This is a genomic window from Hufsiella arboris, assembly GCF_009834875.1.
In the GTDB taxonomy this organism is placed as follows: Bacteria; Bacteroidota; Bacteroidia; order Sphingobacteriales; family Sphingobacteriaceae; genus Hufsiella_A; species Hufsiella_A arboris.
This window is the reverse complement of sequence record NZ_WVHT01000006.1, coordinates 267,672-290,256: the sequence shown is the minus strand read 5'-3', so window position 1 is coordinate 290,256 and position 22,585 is coordinate 267,672. Positions and strand designations below refer to the sequence as shown.

The 22,585-nt window shown below is 41.8% G+C and carries 19 protein-coding genes and 1 other RNA gene; 8 read left to right on the top strand and 12 right to left on the bottom strand.

Annotated features, from left to right (window positions below):
* The first annotated feature begins 235 nt into the window (after positions 1-235).
* From GS399_RS14375 to GS399_RS14360, 4 genes are all read left to right on the top strand, one after another.
* Positions 236-2,812, top strand: coding sequence for a phosphoenolpyruvate carboxylase (locus GS399_RS14375; protein WP_160845335.1), 2,577 nt, complete (start codon positions 236-238; stop codon positions 2,810-2,812).
* A 145-nt stretch (positions 2,813-2,957) separates the two neighbouring features.
* A complete protein-coding gene (locus tag GS399_RS14370) occupies positions 2,958-3,554 on the top strand; it encodes a DUF4142 domain-containing protein (RefSeq protein WP_160845334.1) in 597 nt (198 codons plus the stop codon).
* Between the two features lie 70 nt (positions 3,555-3,624).
* Positions 3,625-4,635 (top strand): Gfo/Idh/MocA family oxidoreductase, encoded by a 1,011-nt coding sequence (locus tag GS399_RS14365; RefSeq protein WP_160845333.1) that lies wholly within the window; start codon positions 3,625-3,627, stop codon positions 4,633-4,635.
* A 10-nt stretch (positions 4,636-4,645) separates the two neighbouring features.
* A complete protein-coding gene (locus tag GS399_RS14360) occupies positions 4,646-6,430 on the top strand; it encodes a chloride channel protein (protein WP_160845332.1) in 1,785 nt (594 codons plus the stop codon).
* 42 nt (positions 6,431-6,472) lie between these two features.
* Here GS399_RS14360 and GS399_RS14355 read toward each other — a convergent pair whose 3' ends face one another.
* The 4 genes from GS399_RS14355 to GS399_RS14340 form a co-directional block, all read right to left on the bottom strand.
* Positions 6,473-7,861 carry a sigma-54-dependent transcriptional regulator gene (locus tag GS399_RS14355; RefSeq protein ID WP_160845331.1) on the bottom strand — a complete coding sequence of 463 codons (1,389 nt, stop codon included), beginning with the start codon at positions 7,859-7,861 and terminating at the stop codon, positions 6,473-6,475.
* A gap of 86 nt (positions 7,862-7,947) precedes the next feature.
* Positions 7,948-8,331, bottom strand: an RNA gene (gene rnpB / locus GS399_RS14350) — RNase P RNA component class A.
* 20 nt (positions 8,332-8,351) lie between these two features.
* Positions 8,352-8,768, bottom strand: coding sequence for a c-type cytochrome (locus GS399_RS14345; protein ID WP_160845330.1), 417 nt, complete (start codon positions 8,766-8,768; stop codon positions 8,352-8,354).
* The gene (locus GS399_RS14340; protein ID WP_160845329.1) at positions 8,765-9,406 is read right to left on the bottom strand and encodes an SCO family protein; all 642 of its coding nucleotides are present in this window, start codon (positions 9,404-9,406) and stop codon (positions 8,765-8,767) included. The genes GS399_RS14345 and GS399_RS14340 overlap by 4 nt, the downstream gene beginning before the upstream one ends.
* 162 nt (positions 9,407-9,568) lie before the next feature.
* On the opposite strand from GS399_RS14340, the gene GS399_RS14335 reads away from it, so the two are divergent.
* Positions 9,569-10,816 carry a DEAD/DEAH box helicase gene (locus tag GS399_RS14335; RefSeq protein ID WP_160845328.1) on the top strand — a complete coding sequence of 416 codons (1,248 nt, stop codon included), beginning with the start codon at positions 9,569-9,571 and terminating at the stop codon, positions 10,814-10,816.
* 61 nt (positions 10,817-10,877) lie between these two features.
* Here GS399_RS14335 and GS399_RS14330 read toward each other — a convergent pair whose 3' ends face one another.
* The 4 genes from GS399_RS14330 to mnmA form a co-directional block, all read right to left on the bottom strand.
* Positions 10,878-12,614, bottom strand: a complete 1,737-nt coding sequence (locus GS399_RS14330; RefSeq protein ID WP_160845327.1) for a phospho-sugar mutase — start codon at positions 12,612-12,614, stop codon at positions 10,878-10,880.
* A gap of 151 nt (positions 12,615-12,765) precedes the next feature.
* Positions 12,766-13,170, bottom strand: a complete 405-nt coding sequence (locus GS399_RS14325) for a hypothetical protein (protein ID WP_160845326.1) — start codon at positions 13,168-13,170, stop codon at positions 12,766-12,768.
* A 57-nt stretch (positions 13,171-13,227) separates the two neighbouring features.
* Positions 13,228-15,771 carry a type I DNA topoisomerase gene (gene topA, locus GS399_RS14320; protein WP_160845325.1) on the bottom strand — a complete coding sequence of 848 codons (2,544 nt, stop codon included), beginning with the start codon at positions 15,769-15,771 and terminating at the stop codon, positions 13,228-13,230.
* Between the two features lie 121 nt (positions 15,772-15,892).
* Positions 15,893-16,981: a tRNA 2-thiouridine(34) synthase MnmA gene (mnmA, locus tag GS399_RS14315; protein WP_160845324.1), complete on the bottom strand. Its 1,089-nt coding sequence runs from the start codon at positions 16,979-16,981 to the stop codon at positions 15,893-15,895.
* Between the two features lie 171 nt (positions 16,982-17,152).
* Between mnmA and GS399_RS14310 the strand changes: the two genes are divergently transcribed.
* Complete coding sequence (locus tag GS399_RS14310) at positions 17,153-17,779, top strand: hypothetical protein (RefSeq protein WP_160845323.1); 627 nt, start codon at positions 17,153-17,155, stop codon at positions 17,777-17,779.
* Positions 17,779-18,504 carry a DUF3307 domain-containing protein gene (locus tag GS399_RS14305; RefSeq protein WP_160845322.1) on the top strand — a complete coding sequence of 242 codons (726 nt, stop codon included), beginning with the start codon at positions 17,779-17,781 and terminating at the stop codon, positions 18,502-18,504. The genes GS399_RS14310 and GS399_RS14305 overlap by 1 nt, the downstream gene beginning before the upstream one ends.
* Here GS399_RS14305 and GS399_RS14300 read toward each other — a convergent pair.
* Both GS399_RS14300 and GS399_RS14295 read right to left on the bottom strand, forming a co-directional pair.
* Positions 18,492-19,856 (bottom strand): NAD-dependent succinate-semialdehyde dehydrogenase, encoded by a 1,365-nt coding sequence (locus tag GS399_RS14300; RefSeq protein WP_160845321.1) that lies wholly within the window; start codon positions 19,854-19,856, stop codon positions 18,492-18,494. The genes GS399_RS14305 and GS399_RS14300 overlap by 13 nt on opposite strands.
* 21 nt (positions 19,857-19,877) lie before the next feature.
* Positions 19,878-20,195 carry a hypothetical protein gene (locus GS399_RS14295; protein WP_160845320.1) on the bottom strand — a complete coding sequence of 106 codons (318 nt, stop codon included), beginning with the start codon at positions 20,193-20,195 and terminating at the stop codon, positions 19,878-19,880.
* 91 nt (positions 20,196-20,286) lie between these two features.
* On the opposite strand from GS399_RS14295, the gene GS399_RS14290 reads away from it, so the two are divergent.
* The gene (locus GS399_RS14290) at positions 20,287-20,592 is read left to right on the top strand and encodes a hypothetical protein (protein ID WP_160845319.1); all 306 of its coding nucleotides are present in this window, start codon (positions 20,287-20,289) and stop codon (positions 20,590-20,592) included.
* Positions 20,593-20,605: 13 nt separating this feature from the next.
* On the opposite strand, the gene GS399_RS14285 is transcribed toward GS399_RS14290, so the two are convergent.
* Together GS399_RS14285 and GS399_RS14280 are read right to left on the bottom strand one after the other, a co-directional pair.
* Positions 20,606-21,358, bottom strand: coding sequence for an SGNH/GDSL hydrolase family protein (locus GS399_RS14285; protein ID WP_160845318.1), 753 nt, complete (start codon positions 21,356-21,358; stop codon positions 20,606-20,608).
* Positions 21,330-22,556: a PAS domain S-box protein gene (locus tag GS399_RS14280; protein ID WP_160845317.1), complete on the bottom strand. Its 1,227-nt coding sequence runs from the start codon at positions 22,554-22,556 to the stop codon at positions 21,330-21,332. The genes GS399_RS14285 and GS399_RS14280 overlap by 29 nt, the downstream gene beginning before the upstream one ends.
* Positions 22,557-22,585: the final 29 nt, after the last annotated feature.

The window sequence follows — 22,585 nt, the reverse complement described above, 5'->3', positions numbered from 1 at the left end:
TAAAAACAGTGGGATTTGGTTTTTAAAAGTAAACGTCTTTTTTTAAACTGGCGAAGGGAAATTGAGCTAAGTTTCAATTCGAAAGAAAGTATTGCAATTAATAAAGAATTAAAAATTATCTATCTTTAATAAATCACGGATCCAAAGGATACTTGTTTTTTCGTACATAATTTTCGCAGCTAATTTATCCTGTTATTTTTGCTCTCGCGATTACCACCGCAGTGAAATAAAATCAATGAAACTAAGCCAGAAAGAAACAAATTTTAACAGTGAAGTTGTAACGCGCTTCGAGCTTTATAACAGTCTTTTTTTAACCTTGCCCTTTTACCAGGTAAAGCACACCGGTATTCTGCTTCCTTTTTTCAGCTCACATTGCGAAGAAGGTGTTAAGCAACAAATGACGCCTGTTGATATTATTGAAAGCTTTTTTGGCCAATATGAGCAATATGTTCAGGAGGCCGATCGTTTCGATTTACTGTTCCGAATAATACGATATATTGAAAGGCAGGTCGTTTTATTTGATGCTGTTGAGGATTCCGCTTTTAATAAGACAAGCCGTTCTGAAGACGCAGGTTCCCTCGAAGTATTACTGCGGCAGATATCATCCAATCCGGATTTTAAGGAAACCGTTTTGCAGAAACTTGACGATTTGTCACTCAGGTTGGTTTTAACGGCCCATCCCACGCAATTCTATCCCGGTCCGGTATTGTCAATCATCACCGATTTGACAGAGGCCGTAAAGCACGATGATATTACGCTGGTTAATGAGTTATTGCAGCAGCTTGGGAAAACCCCATTTTTTAATAAAGATAAACCGACTCCTGTCGACGAAGCTCGCAGCCTGGCCTGGTTCCTGGAAAATGTATTTTATCAGGTATCGGCAACAATACAGTCGCAGATAGAAAATGAGTTTGATTCGCCTGCTTTAAGCCGTCATCAGTTGCTTGAATTAGGTTTCTGGCCGGGTGGAGACAGGGACGGAAATCCAAATGTTACAACTGAAAGCACCAAAGAAGTTTCCGAAATGCTTCGTAAAGTTTTATTCAGATGTTACTACCGCGATTTTAGAGTCTTAAAACGTCGTATAACATTCCGCGGAGTAGAATCATACATGAACCGGCTTTATGATTTGTTTTATATAAACAGTTTTACTGATGTCGAAAGTCCAACTAATCTACAAAGCGAAATCCTGGATAATCTGAATGCTGTTAAGCAGGTTTTGCACTGGGATCATGACGGCCTGTTTGTTGAAATCGTGGATGACATGATCCGGAAGGTTCAATTGTACGGCTGTTACTTCGCCTCCCTCGACGTCAGGCAGGACAGCCGCATTTTACGTAAGACACATCAGCATCTTAGAGAGAAGCTTGGCCTGGTTGATGATTTTTCATCCGGATATGATGAATTGACTGAAGAGGAAAAACTAGAGAAACTCGCTTTTACAGAAAATGATTACAAGACTTCCGAAGGTGATGATCCGCTTATAAAGGATACGATTGAGACTATCCGGCTCATGAAGTCGATGCAGCAATCGGGAGGCGAAAAGGCTTCGCATCGGTTTATAATTAGTAACTGCCAGCAGGCATCCGATATCTTACAGCTTATCAACTTATTTTTATGGTCGGGCTGGAAGAAAAATGAATTGACTATCGACTTTGTTCCTTTGTTTGAAACCGTTCAGGATTTGTCTGTTGCGGCTGAGGTAATGCGGAAATTATATACTAATCCGTTCTATAAAGCGCATCTAGCCTCCCGCGAAAATAGGCAAACCATTATGCTCGGCTTTTCGGATAGTACGAAGGACGGCGGCTACCTGATGGCAAACTGGTCGATCTATAAGGCAAAGATTGAACTAACGGAAATGGCGCGCAACCATAATATTCAGCTAACTTTCTTTGATGGGAGAGGCGGCCCGCCTGCGCGTGGTGGAGGTAAAACCCAGCGTTTTTACGCGAGTATGGGTAAAGAAATTGCGAATGAACATATTCAATTAACTATTCAGGGGCAGACAATCAGCAGTCAATACGGATCGTTTGATACGGCCTATTTTAACATCTCACAGTTGATTAGCGCGGGCATTATCTCTGCTGTAGAGAAGTCAGAAAAAGACACCATGTCGCCTGATCAGAAAGAGCTATTCGAAAAAATGGCGGTCGACAGCCATCACTCATTTGTCGAACTACGGGAAGATCCGTTGTTCATTAAATATTTGGAAAGTCTTAGCCCGCTAAAATTATTATCGCAGATCAATATCAGCAGCAGACCGATGAAGCGCAACTCTGGTTCTGAACTTAAACTGGAAGATTTAAGGGCTATTAGTTTCGTTACAGCCTGGAGTCAGCTTAAACAAAATATACCGGGCTTTTACGGGGTTGGTACAGCGTTGAAAGACATAAAAGAGGCAGGGCAGTGGGACGAGGTGAAAAGTCTTTATCGCACTTCGGGGCAGTTTAAAACTATCATCGACAACTGCATGATGTCGATGTCAAAGTCGGATTTCCGGATCACAGCCTATCTGCAGGATAATGAAACTTTTGGCGCCTTCTGGCATAAGCTGAAAGATGAATTTGAGCTTACCGAAAAAATGATACTCGACTTAAGCGAAACGACGGTTTTAATGGAGAAGTATCCAGTAGAACGCCGTTCTATCGGTATTCGTGAGCGCATTGTATTGCCGTTGGTTATTATCCAGCATTACGCCCTCCAGCAACTTCAATCGGGTAAAATGACCGAAGAACAGAACGCGATTTATGATAAACTTGTAATTCGGTCTGTTTACGGAATTGTTAACGCGGGCAGGAACCTGGCTTAATAGTACTTATCTGAATGGATAGGCACAAGTACAAAATACTTGTGCCTATTTGCTTTTATAGTAAATCCGCTTTAGTTCAATTTGCCAGTAAAAACATAACAAGTGCTTCCTTGTTTACTCAGTATCTAACTATAAAACATCTAAAATGAAAAAAATTACTTTAATAGTATTGCTTGCTGCCTCTGTAGGGCTGATGCAGGCTTGTAATGGCGGTAAGTCTGGCGACAAAGGATCGCTGGAGGATACTGCGGCATCAGATCCAACACATGATAGTCTTGATAATAGCGGGCAAGTGACTCAGGAAACTGATGTGGAAGGCGACTCGAAAACTTTCATGGATAAAGTAGCGGTTGCCGGTATGACCGAAATAGAACTTGGGAAATATGCCCAGGAAAATGGAAAAAGCAGTCGTGTGAAAAACTTCGGTGCTATGATGGTTGCTGATCATACTAAAGCTGCAAATGAGTTAGGGGCTCTGGCAAAAAATAAAGAGGTTCAGTTGCCAACAACTGTTGACGCAGAGCACAAATCACATATTGACATGCTCGAAAAAATGAAAGGCGCAGACTTTGACAAGCAATACATTGAGATGATGGTAAAGGGGCACCAGGACGTAGTGGATTTACTTAATAAAGGCACGCAAAACCGTGATGCTGATGTAAAAGCTTTTGCAGCCAAAACACTTCCGGTTGTACAAACGCATCTTGATTCCGCCAAAGCGATTTCCGGCTCTTTAAAATAATTCAAGTAATAATACGATGATATTGGGGACGCAAATTGCATCCCCTTTTTTATGACCGTATATTTGCGATATGCAGACTCCTATAATAACGGGCATTCTTTCGTATGGAATGTCAGGAAGGTTATTTCATGCACCTTTCATCGACGAACGTCTTGGCTTTAAGCTTCATGCGGTCACAGAACGTACTACCAAAAAAGCTCATCTCAGGTATCCGGAAATCATCAGCTATGAATCCGTAGAAGAATTATTGTCGGATAAAACCGTCGAACTTGTTATTGTAAATACTCCCAACTACACACATTACGAGTTTGCAAAAGCAGCGCTGGAAAAAGGAAAGCATGTGCTGGTTGAAAAACCGTTTACGGCTACAAAATCCCAGGCCCTCGAGTTATTTACTATTGCTGAAGGCAACGGCTGTAAGATCATGGTTTATCAAAATCGACGCTGGGATTCTGATTTCTTGCTGTTTAAGGAAATGATAACCGGCGGGCAGCTTGGAAATTTAATTGAAGTTCATTTTCGCTTTGATCGTTACAAAATGCAGATCGGGCCGAAGGCTTTTAAGGAAACTCCAATGCCTGCCAGCGGAATTACGTATGACCTTGGTCCGCATTTACTCGACCAGGTAATAAGCGTTTTTGGAGAACCGCTTTCCTTCAAAAAAACAAAGGGTGTTTACCGGCCAAATTCTCAGGTAGACGATTACCTTTCGATTGTTCTTCAATATCCTAATCAAATTAATGTTTTTGTTACAGCGAGTTTGCTGACCGCTGATCCGTTACCATCGTTTGTGGCCCATGGAACAACTGGTTCTTTTAGTAAACATCGCAGTGATGTTCAGGAAGCGCAGCTCGATAAGGAAATTTCTCCCTTTGACAATAATTACGGCGTCGATGGAGACAAGGGAATTTTAACGACCATAGGAGAAGATGGAGAACGCATTAGATCGAACCTTGAACCACCGAAAGGGGATTACAAACAGTTATTTGAGGCTGTGCATAACGCAATACGACTCGGTGTTACATATCCAATAACGAAAGACCAGATATTGCTGCAATTAAGCATTCTTGAATCAAATTAACACATCCTGCATGACAGAACGGTTAAAAGCCTTTTTGAACGAAGCAAACAGCTACCGGCGAAGAAAAATGTCCAATACCACCTTTATGATCATCGCCGCGTTGATTGTAGGTGTTTTCGCCGGAGCAGCGGCGGGAGTTCTAAAAGTTATGACACACCACATCGAGCAGTTTCTGCAGGAAGATGTGCAGTGGAAATATAAATTTATCGTCTATCTTTTGTTCCCGTCAATCGGTATGTTGCTGGCCGTTACCTACGTTCGTCAATTTATTAAAAAAAGCAAGTTCGAATCAGGTTTGACACCAATTCTTTATAGCATTTCGAAGCAATCCAGTCGAATTGATCTGCATAATATTTATTCTCAGCTAATAACAAGTGCAGTCACTGTTGGCTTTGGCGGTTCAACAGGTTTGGAGGCGCCAGTTGTTTACAGCGGATCGGCCATCGGATCAAATATTGGTCGTTTTTTCGGCTTAAATTATCGCGAAACAACTATGCTGCTGGCATGCGGGGCTGCGGCTGCTATTGCCGGGGCTTTTAACAGCCCTGTTGCAGGCGTGGTTTTCGCTATTGAAATTTTACTTCCTGAATTTTCCATTCCTGCGTTTATTCCGTTGTTGTTATCCGCTGCCACTGCATCTGTGATAGGGAAACTTATTTTTAATGAGCAATTGTTTTACCTGATCACCGAAGGATGGAAGCTAAACGCCGTTTTATTTTACCTGGTCTTTGCGGTGGTTTTAGGCTTTTTTTCAATTTTCTTTACCAGGATCACACACCTCATTAAAGGCAGCTTTAAGAAAATCCATAACCCGTATTACAAGATTGTTATTGGTGGAATGACGCTTGGCCTGCTTGTGTTTATTTTTCCGGCATTATATGGCGAGGGGTATATCACGATAAAAGAGCTCCTTGCCGGAAATTATACATCTATTGTCAGGTCAAGCCAGTTTTCAGCGTATTCGGACAGTGCCATTTTCGTTGTGACATTTGCTCTTTTAACCGCTTTCGGAAAGGCGCTTGCCTCGCTGGTTACGTTAAGCGCCGGCGGTAACGGAGGTGTTTTCGGGCCTAGCCTGGTTATGGGAGGCCTGTTGGGTTTTGTTTTTTCCTATGGGTTTAATTTAACCGGATTGTTTCATCTGAGCGTACCAAATTTCATCGTCGCCGGGATGGCCGGCGCTTTAAGCGGAATTATGCACGCTCCTTTGACCGGCATTTTTCTTATCGCTGAGATCACCGGTGGTTATGAGTTAATGGTTCCGTTAATGGTTGTATCGTCAATCAGCTATTTTATCAGTAAAGCCAACCAGAAATACAGTATTTACACAAAAGCGCTTGCGGAAAAAGGTGAACTTCTATCCCATGAAGACAAGGATAAAACCGTTTTGCAAATGATGAAACTCAAATATCTCGTTGATAAAAACTTTGTTGTTCTTCATTTAAACGATACGCCGGAGACCAGGAAGAGTGACATAATTCAATCTAAACGAAATGTATTTCCGGTAATCGACAATGATGGCGTTCTTGTTTCGATAGTTTACAGCGAGCAACTTTTTGAGACGATGTTTGATGAGAAGAAAAACATTACAGTCGAAAAATTAGCACAGCCGCCAATCGATGTGCTCAATATCAATGACGATATGAGCAAGGTCATGTCAATGATGGAGCGAGAAGATGTTTGGATGCTTCCGGTTGTTGATTATGATAATAAGTATATCGGTTTTGTGTCCAAGTCAGCGATATTCTCAAAATACCGTGCGCTGCTGTTGAGACAGTCTGAGTATCACCAATAAAAAGGGCCGATAGAAAAAACTATCAGCCCTGGTCTTTTACGTCTATTCGGTGGTCCGCTTCAGGCCGTATTTTTCAATTTTGCTGTACAAGTGACTTCGCTGAATATCAATATCGTCGGCCGTTTTAGATACGTTCCAATTGTTTTTTTCCAGCTTATACTTGATAAATTCGCGCTCAGCATAATCTTTATACTCCTGAAAATTTGCGAAACTATCGTAGTTGTTTTGAACCGGAGCGCCGATTGTAGCGGCCGGTGTTGCAGTAACCGGGCCCGACGGATTGGCAAAAGTACTAACATCATTTTCGGTGATGGTTTTATCACTTAGAATAATCAACCTTTCAACCATGTTTCGCAGTTCACGGATATTACCTGTCCACGGCAACGATTTAAGAGCTTCAATTGCGCCAACAGTAAACTTTTTTGTAGGGATGCCATAATCGTTACAGATTTCCTCGCAAAAGCTTTGAGCAATGATGGTGATATCATCTTTCCGTTCAATCAGAGAAGGGACATGAATAAGGATAACGCTCAAGCGATGGTAAAGGTCCATTCGGAAGTTTCCGCTTTCAATTTCTTTAAGCAGATCTTTATTTGTCGCTGCGACAACACGTACGTTCACCTCAATTTCCTTTTCGCCCCCGACACGCGTTATTTTGTTTTCCTGCAAAGCGCGCAAAACCTTTGCCTGGGCTGAAAGGCTCATATCACCGATCTCGTCAAGAAAAAGCGTTCCACCGTTGGCCTGCTCAAATTTCCCTATGCGCTGTTTCATCGCGGAAGTAAAAGACCCTTTTTCGTGACCGAAAAGTTCACTTTCAATTAATTCGGAAGGTATTGCGGCGCAATTTACTTCTATAAGCGAACCGCTCGCCCGGTTTGATTTTTCATGTAGCCACCTTGCAACTAATTCTTTTCCACTTCCGTTGGCACCGGTGATTAATACACGTGCATCGGTAGGAGCAACCCGTTCGATCGTTTCTTTAATCTTTCCTATTGCCGGCGAGTCACCAAGAATTTCCCGCGTTTTGCTGGTTTTTCTTTTTAAAACCTTCGTTTCGGTAACTAAACTTCCACGTTCAAGTGCATTGCGTACCGTGATTAACAATCTATTCAGATCCGGTGGTTTGGAAATGAAATCGAACGCTCCTTTTTTGCTGGCCTCAACGGCAGTTTCAATGTTTCCGTGCCCGGAGATCATGATGAAAGGCAGATCAGGTTTTATTGCAAGGCCCTCAGTCAGGACTTCCATACCATCCATGCGGTTCATTTTTATGTCGCAAAGGATAAGGTTATAGTCGTTTTTACGTATAAGGTCCAGCCCGTCGATACCGTTATCGACATCTTCAACCAGGTAATCTTCGTATTCTAAAATTTCTCTTAAAGTATTGCGAATGGCACGTTCATCGTCAATGATGAGGATTTTTGTCATAAAGTCTTTTTGCGAGGTTATTCGTAAAAGTGTTCTTTTTACTGGACATTTAACGAATTTGTTTGGTGATTGTTTTGAGGAAAAGTAAAAAATGCAAGCCTGTAAGCCGGGTTCTGTTCCCACGATAAATCGGGGGCTTCTATCATTTATCTAGGCGTATCATTGCTGATACGCTCAAACGACCTACCCTTCCCGGTAATACAAGTATTAGGAACGAGCAGCTCCGTAACCGGGGTTTATTTGGTCTTTCAACTCCTGGGGTTTACCGCGATGAATGTCGCCATTCAAAGCCGTGAGCTCTTACCTCACGTTTTCACCTTTTCTGCCGATCAGAAATCAGCAGTAGTTTATTTTCTGTGGCACTTTCCGTCTCCTGTTAACCAGGATCCTTCCCGTTAGGAAGCAGGATGCTCTGTGTTGCCCGGACTTTCCTCTTCAAAATTAATTGAAGCGATAGAACGGCTTGCCCGGCAAAGATACGTTTTTCATTTTATTGACAATTCTTCAAATCTGCCGCGGCGTTATTTACATCATAATCGCCAAGTTTATTGCCGAATGAATTGGTTATATAATTTACGATTTCCGCTATTTCAATGTCGGAAAGATCGGATTCAGCCGGCATTTTACCTTCATATTTCTTGTTGTGAACCATCAACGCGGTATTGGAGCCGTTTTTTATGATGCAGGCAATTTTGCTTTTATTGGATCTCATAAAAACGGTATCAGTAAGCGGGGGATAAAGTTCGCCAAGCCCTTCGCCGTTCGCACCGTGGCAGTTCTGGCAATGCTGTTCGAAAATACTTTTTCCGTTAACAAAGTACCGCTGCTGCTCTATTTCCTTGTCGCTTTGACAGGCATAAAGGAAGATCAACAACAGAAATACACTCGCTGAAACAATTTTTTTCATCTTGTATGATACTCGTCCAGCAATGTCTGAATGTCGCTGGTCAACTGATCAACCTGTTTAGGATCAGTGCCATCATAAGCACCACGGAGCCTCTTGTCTTTATCAACTAAAACAAACCAACCCTGGTGAATGAAATTTGCAGGATCCTTACTGTCGGCTGCAACGGAAACCAGGTAGCTTTTTTCAGCGATACCATAAATTGCGTCATGAGGCCCGTTTACAAATTCCCACATATCGCCCTTCACGCCAAGTTTGTCAGCATATTTTTTTAGCTGGGAAGGTGTGTCGTATTTTGAATCGATGCTATGTGAAAGAAGTTTTACTTCCGGATTACTTTTATATTGGTTGTAAACCTTCAGCATGTTCCGATGCATTATCGGGCAAATACTGGTGCACGAGGTAAAAAAGAAATCGGCTACATAAACCTTTCCGGCAAAATTTTTATCGCTTACCTGAACGCTATCCTGGTTAATAAAATTGAATGATGGGATTGTTTGGTAAACTGTATCGACCACTACTTTTCCGTCAACAGTTTTTTCTACTGGTTCGCGATTACCTAATATCGGAAGTTTTTTTTCCGGTTGTGTGCAGGATATAAATGCAGTAAGTGAAATGATAAGTGCGCCGAAATATTTCATGTAAGTCCGTTCGATTTTCCAAAGATATAGTTAGCTATTGGTTATCGCAATTTGCGCCGGTATAAATGATGTTATAAGGATGATTTTTAAACGCTTTTTTAAAGTTACCTTTGCAGCTTAAATTGGAACGCTGTAATAACAAGCGTTCTTTAGTATTCATAAATGACATTTGACAATTTACAACTTATAGAGCCGATCTTAAAAGCTCTTAAATCAGAGGGATACGAAGTTCCCACCCCGATACAACAGCAAGCAATTCCGGTGGTATTACAAGGCAGAGACTTACTGGGCTGTGCCCAAACCGGTACCGGAAAAACAGCAGCGTTTTCTGTTCCGATTCTGCAGTTGCTTTCAAAAACGAAATACCAGCCAAAAAATCACCGTGTTATACATAGTTTGATTCTGACGCCGACTCGCGAGCTTGCCATCCAGATTGGCGAAAGCATTGAAGCGTACGGAAAATATACCGACCTGAAACATACCGTTATATTTGGCGGGGTTTCTCAATTAGCGCAGACAAACGCTTTAAAAAAAGGAATCGACATTCTTGTCGCTACTCCCGGCCGACTTTTAGACCTCATGGGTCAGGGTTTCATCGATCTAAAGCATCTTCAGATTTTTGTTTTGGATGAAGCAGACCGCATGCTGGATATGGGCTTTATCCACGACGTAAAAAAGGTTATCGCTAAAATACCGCATCAGCGGCAAACGCTGTTTTTCTCGGCCACGATGCCAACTGAAATTCAGAAACTTGCAAATACGATATTAACAGATCCTGTTAAGGTTGAGGTGACTCCCGTATCTTCAACTGCCGAGAAAATCCAACAGCTAGTTTATTTTGTAGAGAAGCAAAATAAGAAACACCTGCTCATTGATATCTTGAAAGATAACGCCATTCAAACTTTGCTGGTGTTCACCCGGACAAAGCATGGGGCAGATAAAGTGGTTAAGGATCTTGTAAGAGCAAACATCACAGCCGAAGCTATTCACGGCAATAAATCTCAAAACGCTCGTCAGCGAGCCTTAACGAATTTCAAATCCAAGGACACAAGAGTTCTGGTAGCGACTGATATCGCTGCAAGGGGAATTGATATCGACGACTTAACTCACGTAATTAATTATGAGTTGCCGAATGTTCCTGAAACTTATGTACACCGTATAGGCCGTACCGGCAGAGCAGGGGCGGATGGAATCGCTTTATCATTCTGCGATGACGAAGAACGACTGTTTTTAAAGGACATCCAAAAATTGATTGCCAAAACTATTGATTCCGGAGAACACCAGTGGCAGGCAAAATTTGGAAATATTACCTCCAAGGAACTCGAAAAGCCGAAATCGAATCATAAAAATTCACCAACTTCCGGCCATAAGAACAAGAAAAGAGTATTTTATAAAAAAAGGAGCAATTAATATTGCTCCTTTTTTAGATTCAGTTACTGGTTTTAAGCCGGTAACTGATATTTCCAAAAGCTTAAACACCCAGATCGTTCATAATCGAAGTGATTTTACTTTCCATTTCTGCATCTGCGGCGTGGAATTTTGTAACATCATCAAGTTTACCGTTTACACTGCAGTAAAATTTGATTTTAGGCTCGGTACCTGACGGGCGAGCGCTGATTATACTTCCGTCTTCTGTTATAAATTGCAGTACATCTGATTTTGGCAATTCGATTTCTGAGATCGAGCCGCTGGCGATATCCGTTTCTTTTCGTAGTTCGTAATCTTTTAGCTTAGTCACTTTAGATCCGCCCAGTGTTGCCGGAGGATTATTCCGAAATTTATCCATCAAAGCCAGAATCTCTTCAGCACCTGATTTTCCCTTTTTAGTTATCGATACCAGTTTTTCCTTGTAAAAACCGTATTCGCGATACATGTTAAGTAAAGCGCTGAACAAACTGCTACCCTGATCTTTATAATATGCGGTCATCTCCGAAATAAAAGCGCTTGACACGATTGCATCTTTATCTCTCACCAGTTCACCGACAAGGTAGCCATAACTCTCTTCTCCGCCAGCTATAAACGTCTTTTCGCCCTGAAATTTAGTCATCAGTTCCCCGATGTATTTAAAGCCTGTCAGCGTATTATAGCAAGTCACATTTTTAGATTCAGCAATTTTGTCAATCAGATATGATGTCACGATCGTTTTAACGATGTACTCTTTCCCTGTAAGCTTTCCTGCTTTTTCCCATGCAGTCAGCATATAATTAATCAGGAGCGTTCCTGTTTGATTACCGTTGAGTAAAACGAATTCGCCTTCTGTGTTTTTGACTGCGATACCTACACGGTCGGCATCAGGATCAGTTGCCAGCACAAGGTCGGCATCGATTTCTTTGGCTTTTTTAAGAGCAAGTGTTAAAGCTTCCTTCTCTTCCGGGTTTGGATAAACTACGGTAGGGAAATTGCCATCTGGAGTTGTTTGTTCTTCAACCAGTGTTACGTTGGTAAATCCAAGCTGAGCGAGAGCTTTTGGAACTAGGGTAATACCAGTTCCATGAATAGGGGAATAAACTATTTTCAGGTCGCTTTGGCGTTTTATTGCATCCGGTGACACTGATAACGCCTTGATTTTTTCCAGATACGAGTTGTCAATATCTTCCAGGATTGTTTCGATGTTCGAATCAACCCTATCAAACTTCACGTCGTCTATTGATTTAATGGCGCTTACCTCCGCCATTACATTCTTGTCGTGAGGCGAAACAAACTGGCCGCCATCAGCTCCGTAAGCTTTGTAGCCGTTATATTCCTTCGGATTGTGAGATGCGGTGATCATCACGCCGCTTTTACATCCAAGCTGGCGGATGGCAAATGAAAGTTCGGGTGTTGGTCTTAGTTCGCTGAAAAAGTATACGTAGATATCGTTCGCAGAGAAAACGTCAGCCGTTATTTTTGCAAAATAATCTGATTTATTGCGGCTATCGTGCGCTATGGCAACTTTAATTTTTTCGCCGGGATATGTTCTTTTAAGGTAGTTTGCTAAACCCTGAGTCGCCGTTCCAATGGTATATTTATTTACACGGTTTGAGCCTGGACCCATCGTTCCGCGAAGTCCTCCTGTTCCAAACTCCAGATCCCGGTAAAATGAGTCAGTGAGCTCGGTATTTGCGCCTTGATCAACAAGATCCTGAATTGCTTTTTTTGTGTCGGCATCATAATTTCCTTGTAGCCACTGATTGATTTTTTCTGAAACTGATGGTTCTAATTCGTGCATGATTTTAAAGATTTGGATGTTTTTTAAGCGATGCAATCGATAAATTGAGCGAATCTAAGCTTAAATCGAGCATTTAACAAACAACTAAAAGCTGTGTTTTTAAACTGATGTTTTTTTGTTAAGTAAAATGAGAAATAATGATAGCGGTGAACTAGCCTATCATCACGCCTGGTTTATTTACTAATGGAATACGAATCAGGTTTGAATCGACAATGCTTTCGGGTAGGAAGATGAATTTTTTATCGAAAATAGTTCCGTTGATGTAATAGCTTAGCCAGTATTCGTTCGTCAGGCCGAACACCTGTTCGTCAATTGCCTCGATCAGCGCGTAATGATGAGACGGAATATCACCGATTGAATGACGAAGAACAGAAGTTTTAACATCTTCGCCATCTTTTGTACCATAACCTTTTGAACTTACCAGGACTGTATTGATAGCCTCCGACTTATAGTTGATCAGATAAACATTCCATGCTTTGCCGGACGGTGAGTCCTTCTCGAGGACAACAGCGACGGAAATGTCTTCAACTATATTTTCCGGAAGATCTTTTTTCATAAGTAATTAACTGAGCTTATTCGCTCTTGTTTTAAGGTTCGCTATGGAATAAAGCCGTTATTTCTTTTTTGCGACAGCTTTTTTTGCAGTTTTTTTAGCCTTGGTTTCGAACGCGTTCGGAACTTGTTCCTTAATGAACGCTTTAACTTCATCCAGGCTGATTGATTGCAGTTCTTCCGGTGTATATTTCTGTCCGGTCGAAGTATTTTTGCCTAGCTTCAGCATCAGCTTTCCAAATCGAATGAATGGTCCCCAGCGGCCGTTTTCAATCGCTATCTTTTCAGTTTCCCAGTTCTGGATAAATCTGTTAGCTTCCTTTTCTACTTTTTTGCCGATAAGTTCATCGATATCTTTTTGTGAAAGATTGTCGAAATTATACGCTCTTGGAACATTGATAAACAAATCGTTCCATTTAATGAATGGTCCGAAACGTCCTTTTCCTTTCGTTACCGGAAGGCTTTCATAATGGGCAACCGGCGCATCGGCATCGATTTTCTGATTGATAAATCCAATTGCGGCTTGCTGGTCGATAGTTAAAGGATCGACATTTTTGGGAATCGAAATAAAGGCTTCCCCCCATTTTACGTATGGACCAAAACGTCCGATGCCAATGGATACCTCTTTTCCCTCGTAATCTTCCAGTTGGAACGGTAATTTAAATAGTTCTAATGCTTCTTCCAGGGTTATTGTTGATACCGACTGCGATTTTAGAAGACTTGCATAACGTGGCTTTTCTTCATCGTCTGCTTCGCCGATTTGAACCAGTGGTCCGAATTTTCCCACTTTGGTGTAAACGTTTTTTCCGGAAGATGGATCAAGGCCTAATAAGCGTTCTCCCGTGGCGCGGTCGGCAGTTTGTAAAGTCGTCTCAACTTCCTGGTGAAATGGGCTATAGAACGACTTGATCATTTGTGTCCATTCTTTAAGGCCTTGTGCAATTTCATCAAATTGCTTTTCAACTGACGCCGTGAAATTGAAATCCACGATACCTTTGAAGTGGTCTACCAGGAAATCATTTACAACACCGCCGATATCGGTAGGGAACAGCTTCGCTTTTTCAGCGCCAAAATTTTCCGATTTAACGGTTGAGCTTACTTTGCCATTTACAAGTTGTAATACATTAAAGTCCCGCGGTTTTCCGTCGCGGTCGTCTTTAATTACGTATCCTCTGTTTTGAATGGTTGATATCGTTGGCGCATAGGTTGACGGTCGTCCGATACCTAATTCTTCCAGTTTTTTTACAAGGCTCGCCTCTGTGTATCGGGCCGGCGGGCGGCTGTAGCGCTCCGTGGCCGTTATTTCATTTGGAATTAGATCCTGATTTATAGAAAGCGGCGGTAGAATGGCGTTATCTTCACCTTCTTCTAACTGAACCTCTTCGTCTGTCGACTCAATATAAACTTTCAGGAAACCATCGAACTTCATTACCTCGCCATTTGCGATGAAATCTTCGTTCCTGTTTGATATGTCGATTTTAACAACTGTTTTATCAAACTGCGCTTCACTCATTTGAGATGCAATTGCCCGTTTCCAGATCAATTCATAAAGCCTTTTTTCAGAATTGTCACCGTTTATGGTATGTTGATCGAAATATGTCGGACGAATGGCTTCGTGAGCTTCCTGAGCGCCTGCGGCTTTTGTTTTATATTTTCTTGCCTGATGATATTTTTCACCGTATGCAGAGTTGATCTCGGCTGCTGCCGCCGCTAATGCCGTTTCCGAAAGGTTAACCGAATCGGTACGCATATAAGTTATGTTCCCGTGTTCGTAGAGCTTTTGGGCAATACTCATAGTTCTTGAAACAGAGAAACCAAGTTTGCGGCTTGCTTCCTGTTGTAGTGTCGACGTGGTAAAAGGCGGCGCCGGATTTCGCTTTAAAGGTTTAGTTTCGAGATTTTTAACCCGAAATTTACTATCGATGCAGGCATTTAAAAATGTCTGAGCTTCCTCTTGTGTGTTAAATCGCTGAGACAATTCGGCTTTGAAAAGTTCCCTTGCTTTTCCGGTTGAGAATATTGCCGAGATCTTATAATCTGCTTTGGTTTTAAACTGATTTATCTCCCTTTCACGCTCAACTATCAATCTTACCGCGACAGATTGTACGCGACCCGCTGATAAAGAGGGTTTTATCTTTTTCCACAGAACCGGCGACAATTCAAATCCCACCAACCTGTCGAGCACACGTCGGGCCTGTTGGGCGTTTACAAGATTATAATCGATTTTGCGCGGGTTATCGATAGCTTTTAAAATCGCCGGTTTAGTGATCTCGTGAAAAACTATGCGTTTAGTACTGTCATCTTTTAAAGAAAGAGTTTCAAACAGGTGCCAGGAAATCGCTTCTCCCTCGCGGTCCTCATCGGATGCGAGCCATACCATTTCTGCATCCTTTGCAAGTTTTCTTAATTCACTTACTACTGCTTTCTTATCAGCCGGAACTTCATATTTCTGTGCAAAATTATTTTGCGTATCAATTGCATCGTCGGTTTTTACCAGATCACGGATATGGCCGTAACTCGACTTCACCAAAAAATCTTTTCCTAAATATCCTTCGATTGTTTTTGCTTTAGCCGGAGACTCGACAATAAGTAAATTTTTAGCCATTCAGTAACCCTGTTTTGCGCAAATAAAATCATTTAATAAGGTAATGCCAAATCTGAAAGTAATTTGACACTTATTGTGTGTAACCGCGGTAACTGGTTTTTGTTAGGAGGGGCGAAGCTTTTTAAGCGAGGAAACCGCCGCCAAGCAAGTCGCTCCCTTCGTAAAATACTGCCGATTGGCCGGGAGCTATTCCGCTTACCGAATGATGGAAATCAACCTTAATTAAGCCGTTTTCTTCAACAATATGGCTTAACGCCCCTGCGTCTTTATAGCGGATTTTTGTTACAGCTTCGATCGGTTCGGTAATACTCGCATATTTAACCAGATTAGCGTTTTTAACGTAGGCAGTTTTTTGTTGTAAATCTTCATGAGTACCTAACGTAACCGTGTTCGTTTGCGGATTAATATGTGTTACAAACACAGGATGTCCTAGAGCGATACCCAAGCCTTTTCGCTGCCCGATAGTATAAAATGGATAACCCTGATGTTTGCCGATGATAGTACCATCAGTTAAAACGAAATCTCCACCTGCTACTTTTTCGTCGAGGTTCTCAACCTTGTGTCTCAAAAATGAGCGGTAATCATTATCTGGAACAAAGCATATTTCATAGCTTTCACTTTTATTCGCTAGTTCAAGCTGCCCCATATCAAGGGCCATTTGCCTGATTTCAGCCTTTGTAAAACTGCCTAAGGGAAATTTAGTCCTGGCAAGATTTTTCTGTGAAACGCCCCACAATACGTATGACTGATCCTTGTTTTCGTCGCGACCTTTAGAGATAACGTACCTGTCGTTACTTTCCAGCCGTATGTTTGCATAGTGGCCGGTGGCGATAAATTCGCAATCAAGTTTGTCGGCACGTTTTAGCAATGCGTCCCATTTTATATGAGTGTTACATAACACGCATGGGTTAGGAGTTCGTCCCGCCAAATATTCATCAACGAAATTATCTATTACAAAATCGCCGAATTCATCCCTGATATCAAGAATATAGTGAGGAAATCCGTAGCCGACAGCTAAGGCTCTGGCGTCATTAATGCTATCAAGGCTGCAGCAGCCTGTTTCTTTGGATGATCCGCCGGCAGATGCATAATCCCATGTTTTCATGGTCAAGCCTATTACTTCATAGCCCTGCTCATGTAACATAACAGACGCTACAGAACTGTCAACACCGCCACTCATGGCTACTAATATTCTTCCGTGCTTGCTCATCGAAGCTGCAAAGATAAGGTTTCGCGGGCTATCTTATCACTTGAAACAGTCAGCTTATCGTAAACATACTTATCTATTATATGGTAGATATTTTATATATATCTATTATTTGATAGATTATCTTGTTTTATCGATTAAATGATGTATAATTGTATAACACTACACCACATAATGTCTATAGTAATCACAGGTGATTTAACAGGTTTTACAAAATTAAAGGATACATCCCGGCGGAAACTAACGGAGCAAACTAAAAAGCTGTTTGCTATCTGGCAGGAACATCCGGGCTATGCCGAAATATTCAGGGGTGATAGTTTTCAGCTACTATTCAGCGATGTCGAAACTGCGCTTAAACGAATGATTCAAATAAGATGCTGGTTTATTAAAAGCTCACCAGATCAACAAAAGCCGGTTTTAGATGCTAAAATGGCTATAGGTTTAGGTGCAGTTGATTATATTGGCACAACGGTTCACGACTCGGACGGAGAAGCGTTTCACCTTTCCGGCCGCAGCTTTGACGCATTGGATGGCGAGAAATTGAAGATCATAACAGCCAATACGGAACTTAATCGCCAATTGGACGTAATCACCAATTTAATGAATCTGGTTATCGAAAGCTGGACAACGGGGCAGGCAGCCGTTATATTTGAGATTATAGAAAATAAAACTCAGCAGCAAATAGCCAAAGAATTAGGCATTGGCCAATCGGCTGTCAATAACCGGATTCGCTTGTCCAAATGGAAAAGTATAGAACAAACAATAAATTATTTAATTGATACCCTGAAATCTTACAATTGATGCAGCAAGAAGTCCTTGTTTTAATACGGCTGATTTTAGCGCATTTGCTAACCGATTTTGTCTTTCAGCCAGCCTCGTGGGTGAAGGAGAGAAGCTTAAAAAAATATAAATCACCGAAGCTGTATGCACACATTGTGGTGACTGCGGTAGTTGCCTATTTTTTTTCAGGAATATGGGGCGCATGGTGGCTGCCTTTATTAATCGGGATAAGTCACCTGGCTATTGATATCTGGAAAAGCTATAAACCGGCTCGTGTTAAGTTTTTCATTCTGGACCAGCTGTTCCACCTCCTTATATTATTGGTAAGCTGGATTTTACTGTTTAATAACGGTGCGCAAGTTCTAGCTACTGTTTTTCAATTTATATCTGGTCCGAGATTTATACTGATTGCAGCCGCTTATATTCTTGCCGGCTGGCCGCTTGGTTACCTGATAGGAATGGCGACTGAAAAATGGCGAAATCAAGCCCAGGTAAACGCGGAAGGACTCGATCAAGCAGGAATGTGGATCGGTTTATTCGAGCGTTTTTTAATCCTGACGTTTATTTTAATTAATCAGTATACCGCGATCGGGTTTTTAATAGCAGCAAAATCGGTTTTGCGTTTCAGCGATAAAGACAACACTCAGCGTAAAACGGAATACGTATTAATTGGTACCCTGATGAGTTTTTCAGCGTCGTTCGTTATCGGCCTCCTTGTGCAAACAAGCTTCGCCTATTTCACATAAATAGTTTTAATATTCACAAATTCCCTGATTCCAAACGAACCCAGTTCACGTCCGTAGCCGGATTGTTTAATGCCGCCGAAAGGTAAACGCGGATCAGATTTAACCAGCTCATTGATAAAACACGAACCTGCGTCCAGCTGCTTTGCAATCCCTTCACCACGTTTCAAGTCCCGGGTAAATACTGCCGCTCCAAGCCCGAATGTTGAATCGTTAGCGATTTTTATAGCTTCTTCTTCGTTTTTTGCTGGAATGATAGAAGCAACCGGACCAAAAAGTTCCTCATCAAATGCAGGCATCCCTTTTTTTATGTTTGTGAGGATAGTAGGCGGATAGAAGGCATTTTTCCCTGCCGGCACCTTCCCGCCAATAATACATTTCGCTCCTGCCTCAATGCTTTTAGTAACTTGTTCGTGAAGCTGATCACGCAGGTCGGCACGGGCCTGAGGACCGATATCTGTGCCTTCTTCCAATGGATCACCCATAACTTTTGCCAGCATTTTTTCTTTGAACAGTGCAATAAACTCTTTTTCAATGGCTTTAACAGGAATAAATCGCTTGGCGGCAATACAGCTTTGTCCGCTGTTAATCAGGCGACTTTCCACGCAGGTTGTTGCTGCAAGTTCTAGATCAGCATCTTCAAGTATAATGTATGGATCGCTTCCTCCCAGCTCCAGAACCGTTTTCTTTATCAATGAAGCTGCTTTTGAAGCTACTTTCATTCCAGCTTCGGTGCTTCCGGTCAGTGTAACTGCTTTAATCATCGGATTTTCGATTACCGATGCTACTTCTTCGCCACTGATCAATAACGTTTGAAAGACAAATTTTGGCAAGCCAGCTTCATTGATAATGTTTTCAATAGCCAAGGCACAACCCGGTACATTTGAAGCATGTTTCAATAAGCCGCAATTGCCGGCCATTAGTGCGGGAGCAAGAAACCTGAATACCTGCCAGAAAGGAAAGTTCCAGGGCATGATAGCTAAAACAACGCCCAGCGGTTCGAAAGTTGCAAAACTTTTTGATGCATCGGTTTTGATGAATTCATCTTTCAGAAATTCCTCCGAATGCTGTGCGTAATAGTCGCAGGCAACAGCACATTTTTCAATTTCGGCGATTCCGGCTTTCAGGGGTTTACCCATTTCAAGCGCCATTAATTTTGCGAGCTCGTCACGTTGCTTGTAAAGAACAGAAGAGATGTTTTTTAAACAAGCCGCCCGTTCTTGCAACGTTGTTAATTTCCAGCTTTGCCAGGCTTTATGGGTTTGTCCGATTTTTTTTAACACCTGGGCCGGGGTATGCGACGAATACTTTTTAATCATCTTTCCGTTTACCGGATTAACCGACTGTATGGCCATAAATGCTTTCTTAAGTTTGAACTAGTCTTTCTTAGGTTTAGGTGAATTGCCGGGATAACCGGTCACACGTTTTTTGCCATTAACCGAATCCGGATTTGCTTTTTTCATGGCATCTTTCGCCGAACCGCGGGAATTATGATCTTTATCGGACGAAACTGCTTTCGTAACACTGTCAGATGTACCGGGCGACGATTGCAGGTGGTGAGAGGTGTTTTCAGGGGTTCTTTTCACACCGCTCTTGTTATTTGCAACGCTATCTTTCGGTTGTTTGGTTTGAGCCATTGACTGAAACGCGATAGCGATCAAAAAGGCAGCAATGGAGAATTTAATAGTTTTCATAGGGATTTTTAAATTCAACACGCAGCATTGACGACAGTTTTATTTTTTTAAAACCACTGGATGTTTGACTTGTACTTATTAAAAACAAATTATGGAATCTAATAAGCACAAAGAAGACGAAGATCCGCTAACCGCCAATAACAATTTTGGCACTGCGGGGTCAGAAACTGAAGAGGAGTATCGCAAACGCAGAACCATAAAGGATCCGCACTCAAATCCGACAGGTTTTGCCGAGAACAACGAAAGCCATACTTCAAGAACGGAAGGACTTTATGAAACCAGGAACGAACCATTTCATAACCCTGAATCTGAAAAACCGCATCCGGAAATTCCAACCGGAAAGCAAATTTCACATTCAGAGAATGTAGGAGGAACAAAAGAGGGTGACTTATCATAATCACCCATTTCTCCTATTTAATTAAATCAAGCCATGATTCAGCCATAAGCTGGCCACCAGCCAAGCTTGGATGAACGCCATCGCCCGTCCAATAGGATGGTGATCCGGTTTTTGCGGCCTGATCAAATATTTTTTGGTACGGGATGTAATGTGCCTGGTATTTATCCGCGATCTCCCTGGCCGAATTTTGGTAGTCGGTAAAGGCCGGAAACCACGAACTGTCAACCGCTTTAACGCCAGTTAGCGCAAATGGCTGCCCGATAATTAATTTAACGTTAGGAAGCTTCTGTTTTGTTTTATCGAGAAGAGCCTCAAAGTCGTTTTTATAAGTAGTTACAGTTCCCTTATAACCACCGGTCAGTGTATGCCAGAAGTCATTTACACCGATAAGGATGCTCAGGATTGTAGGCTTGAGATTCAGGCAGTCGTCTTCCCACCGTTCAGCGAGCTGGTAAACCTTGTTACCGCTAATCCCGCGGTTATAAATCGACAAGTTTTTTTCAGGATATTTTTGCAGCAGCCGTGCGGCAGTTAGCAGCGCGTAGCCATTACCAAGCGCAGAGTTGTTATTTTTCTCGGCGTTATTTTTTTGCCTGCCTGAATCGGTTATCGAATCACCCTGAAACAAGATGATGTCGTTATCCTGTAAAGTTATTTTACCTTGTTTGCTTGGCGTTTTAGCCGCCGAAACGATTTCAGGAACCAGTAAGCCGGCTATTGAGCCGATTGCTGCAGATTTAATGAATGTTCTTCTTGAATTGATCATCGATGTTAGTCAAATTGTTGTCAATCTTATTAATATTTGTGTTGATTTTTTTTACAATGTTATCAATATCCCTGATACATAAATCGATCATGTCGAAATACTCTTCTTTTTCAATCAAGCTGTTACTGTCTTTAAGCAATTCATGAAGCGCCAGCAGGGAAGATATCGGCCTGCGAATTTCATGCGACGTTAGCCAGGTAACTTCTCTTAGTAATGAATTCTGTGCGCTGATTTTCTCCTCAGCGTTTTTTCTTTCTGTAATATCGGCTTCGATTGCGATGTAGCCAATATGTTTGTCATTTTTATCGAACATGGGGTTGAAATTCATTTCTACCCAATATGCATCGCCATTTTTTTTATGGTTGAGCAATTCGATATTGCAGTATTTTTTTTGCCTGATACAGTTGTTTAGTTTGTTAAGATTGTTTTCAGATATCTGTTTATCGATCAAATAGCTTGCAATATGTTTTCCCTTGACGTCGCGAAGATTATAACCGCTGACGCGTTCAAAGGCCGAATTTACCCAGGTTGTTACGGCGTTAATGTCTGTCATGATAATTAAACTCTCAACCTTGTCGAGCATATCACCGAAGATTCTATTCTCTTCGCTCGTGAGCTCCAGTGTGTTTTGGAGCTGGATGGTTTCTGTTATGTCCTGCGCTGTGCCATAGATATAGCTTTCTCCGTTGGGATCTGTTTCCAGTTTGCCGATCTCGCTGATATGCCTTATTTGCCCGTCTGGTTTAACAATGCGGTGATTGATTCTTAGGTCAATTCCCTTAGCAATTGTCTCCTCCAATGCAGTCTTTACCCGTTCAATATCTTCAGGATGAATGTACTCCCAAATTGAAGAAACTTCCGAATATTCATTAGGGGCGACCACGTTTAACGCTGATTGCAGCTCGGGTGAAAGCTTGAATTTTTTTCGTGTAATATTATATTCCCAACCACCGACTTTGGCGAGTTCCTGTGCATCGGCAAGCATTTTTTGCTTTTGCAAAAGTTTTTTGCTGCCGCTATTAATCAACAGGTAAAGAAGGATTGATGTAATGGTTACGAAAAAATACCCTTTAAAAATATTGATTATTTGGAGTATCCTGATATCAAACGGAAGCATCAAAACCGCGTAATCGCTTAGTGTGATCCATAATATGCTTAAAATCAGAAACGTAGCAGCGATTTTAAAAGCCGTACTCATAGGTATTAGGTAATGATGTTAGTTCGCTG

What these genes read in the sequence shown, in the direction of transcription:
- GS399_RS14285 (WP_160845318.1), bottom strand. Translation starts at nt 21,358, where the DNA reads ATGATCAATTCAAGAAGAACATTCATTAAATCTGCAGCAATCGGCTCA.
- GS399_RS14310 (WP_160845323.1), top strand. Translation starts at nt 17,153, where the DNA reads ATGTCTATAGTAATCACAGGTGATTTAACAGGTTTTACAAAATTAAAG.
- GS399_RS14340 (WP_160845329.1), bottom strand. Translation starts at nt 9,406, where the DNA reads ATGAAATATTTCGGCGCACTTATCATTTCACTTACTGCATTTATATCC.
- GS399_RS14345 (WP_160845330.1), bottom strand. Translation starts at nt 8,768, where the DNA reads ATGAAAAAAATTGTTTCAGCGAGTGTATTTCTGTTGTTGATCTTCCTT.
- GS399_RS14355 (WP_160845331.1), bottom strand. Translation starts at nt 7,861, where the DNA reads ATGACAAAAATCCTCATCATTGACGATGAACGTGCCATTCGCAATACT.
- GS399_RS14290 (WP_160845319.1), top strand. Translation starts at nt 20,287, where the DNA reads ATGGAATCTAATAAGCACAAAGAAGACGAAGATCCGCTAACCGCCAAT.
- GS399_RS14325 (WP_160845326.1), bottom strand. Translation starts at nt 13,170, where the DNA reads ATGAAAAAAGATCTTCCGGAAAATATAGTTGAAGACATTTCCGTCGCT.
- GS399_RS14305 (WP_160845322.1), top strand. Translation starts at nt 17,779, where the DNA reads ATGCAGCAAGAAGTCCTTGTTTTAATACGGCTGATTTTAGCGCATTTG.
- GS399_RS14280 (WP_160845317.1), bottom strand. Translation starts at nt 22,556, where the DNA reads ATGAGTACGGCTTTTAAAATCGCTGCTACGTTTCTGATTTTAAGCATA.
- GS399_RS14365 (WP_160845333.1), top strand. Translation starts at nt 3,625, where the DNA reads ATGCAGACTCCTATAATAACGGGCATTCTTTCGTATGGAATGTCAGGA.
- GS399_RS14300 (WP_160845321.1), bottom strand. Translation starts at nt 19,856, where the DNA reads ATGGCCATACAGTCGGTTAATCCGGTAAACGGAAAGATGATTAAAAAG.
- GS399_RS14370 (WP_160845334.1), top strand. Translation starts at nt 2,958, where the DNA reads ATGAAAAAAATTACTTTAATAGTATTGCTTGCTGCCTCTGTAGGGCTG.
- GS399_RS14360 (WP_160845332.1), top strand. Translation starts at nt 4,646, where the DNA reads ATGACAGAACGGTTAAAAGCCTTTTTGAACGAAGCAAACAGCTACCGG.
- mnmA (WP_160845324.1), bottom strand. Translation starts at nt 16,981, where the DNA reads ATGAGCAAGCACGGAAGAATATTAGTAGCCATGAGTGGCGGTGTTGAC.
- GS399_RS14330 (WP_160845327.1), bottom strand. Translation starts at nt 12,614, where the DNA reads ATGCACGAATTAGAACCATCAGTTTCAGAAAAAATCAATCAGTGGCTA.
- GS399_RS14335 (WP_160845328.1), top strand. Translation starts at nt 9,569, where the DNA reads ATGACATTTGACAATTTACAACTTATAGAGCCGATCTTAAAAGCTCTT.
- topA (WP_160845325.1), bottom strand. Translation starts at nt 15,771, where the DNA reads ATGGCTAAAAATTTACTTATTGTCGAGTCTCCGGCTAAAGCAAAAACA.
- GS399_RS14375 (WP_160845335.1), top strand. Translation starts at nt 236, where the DNA reads ATGAAACTAAGCCAGAAAGAAACAAATTTTAACAGTGAAGTTGTAACG.
- GS399_RS14295 (WP_160845320.1), bottom strand. Translation starts at nt 20,195, where the DNA reads ATGAAAACTATTAAATTCTCCATTGCTGCCTTTTTGATCGCTATCGCG.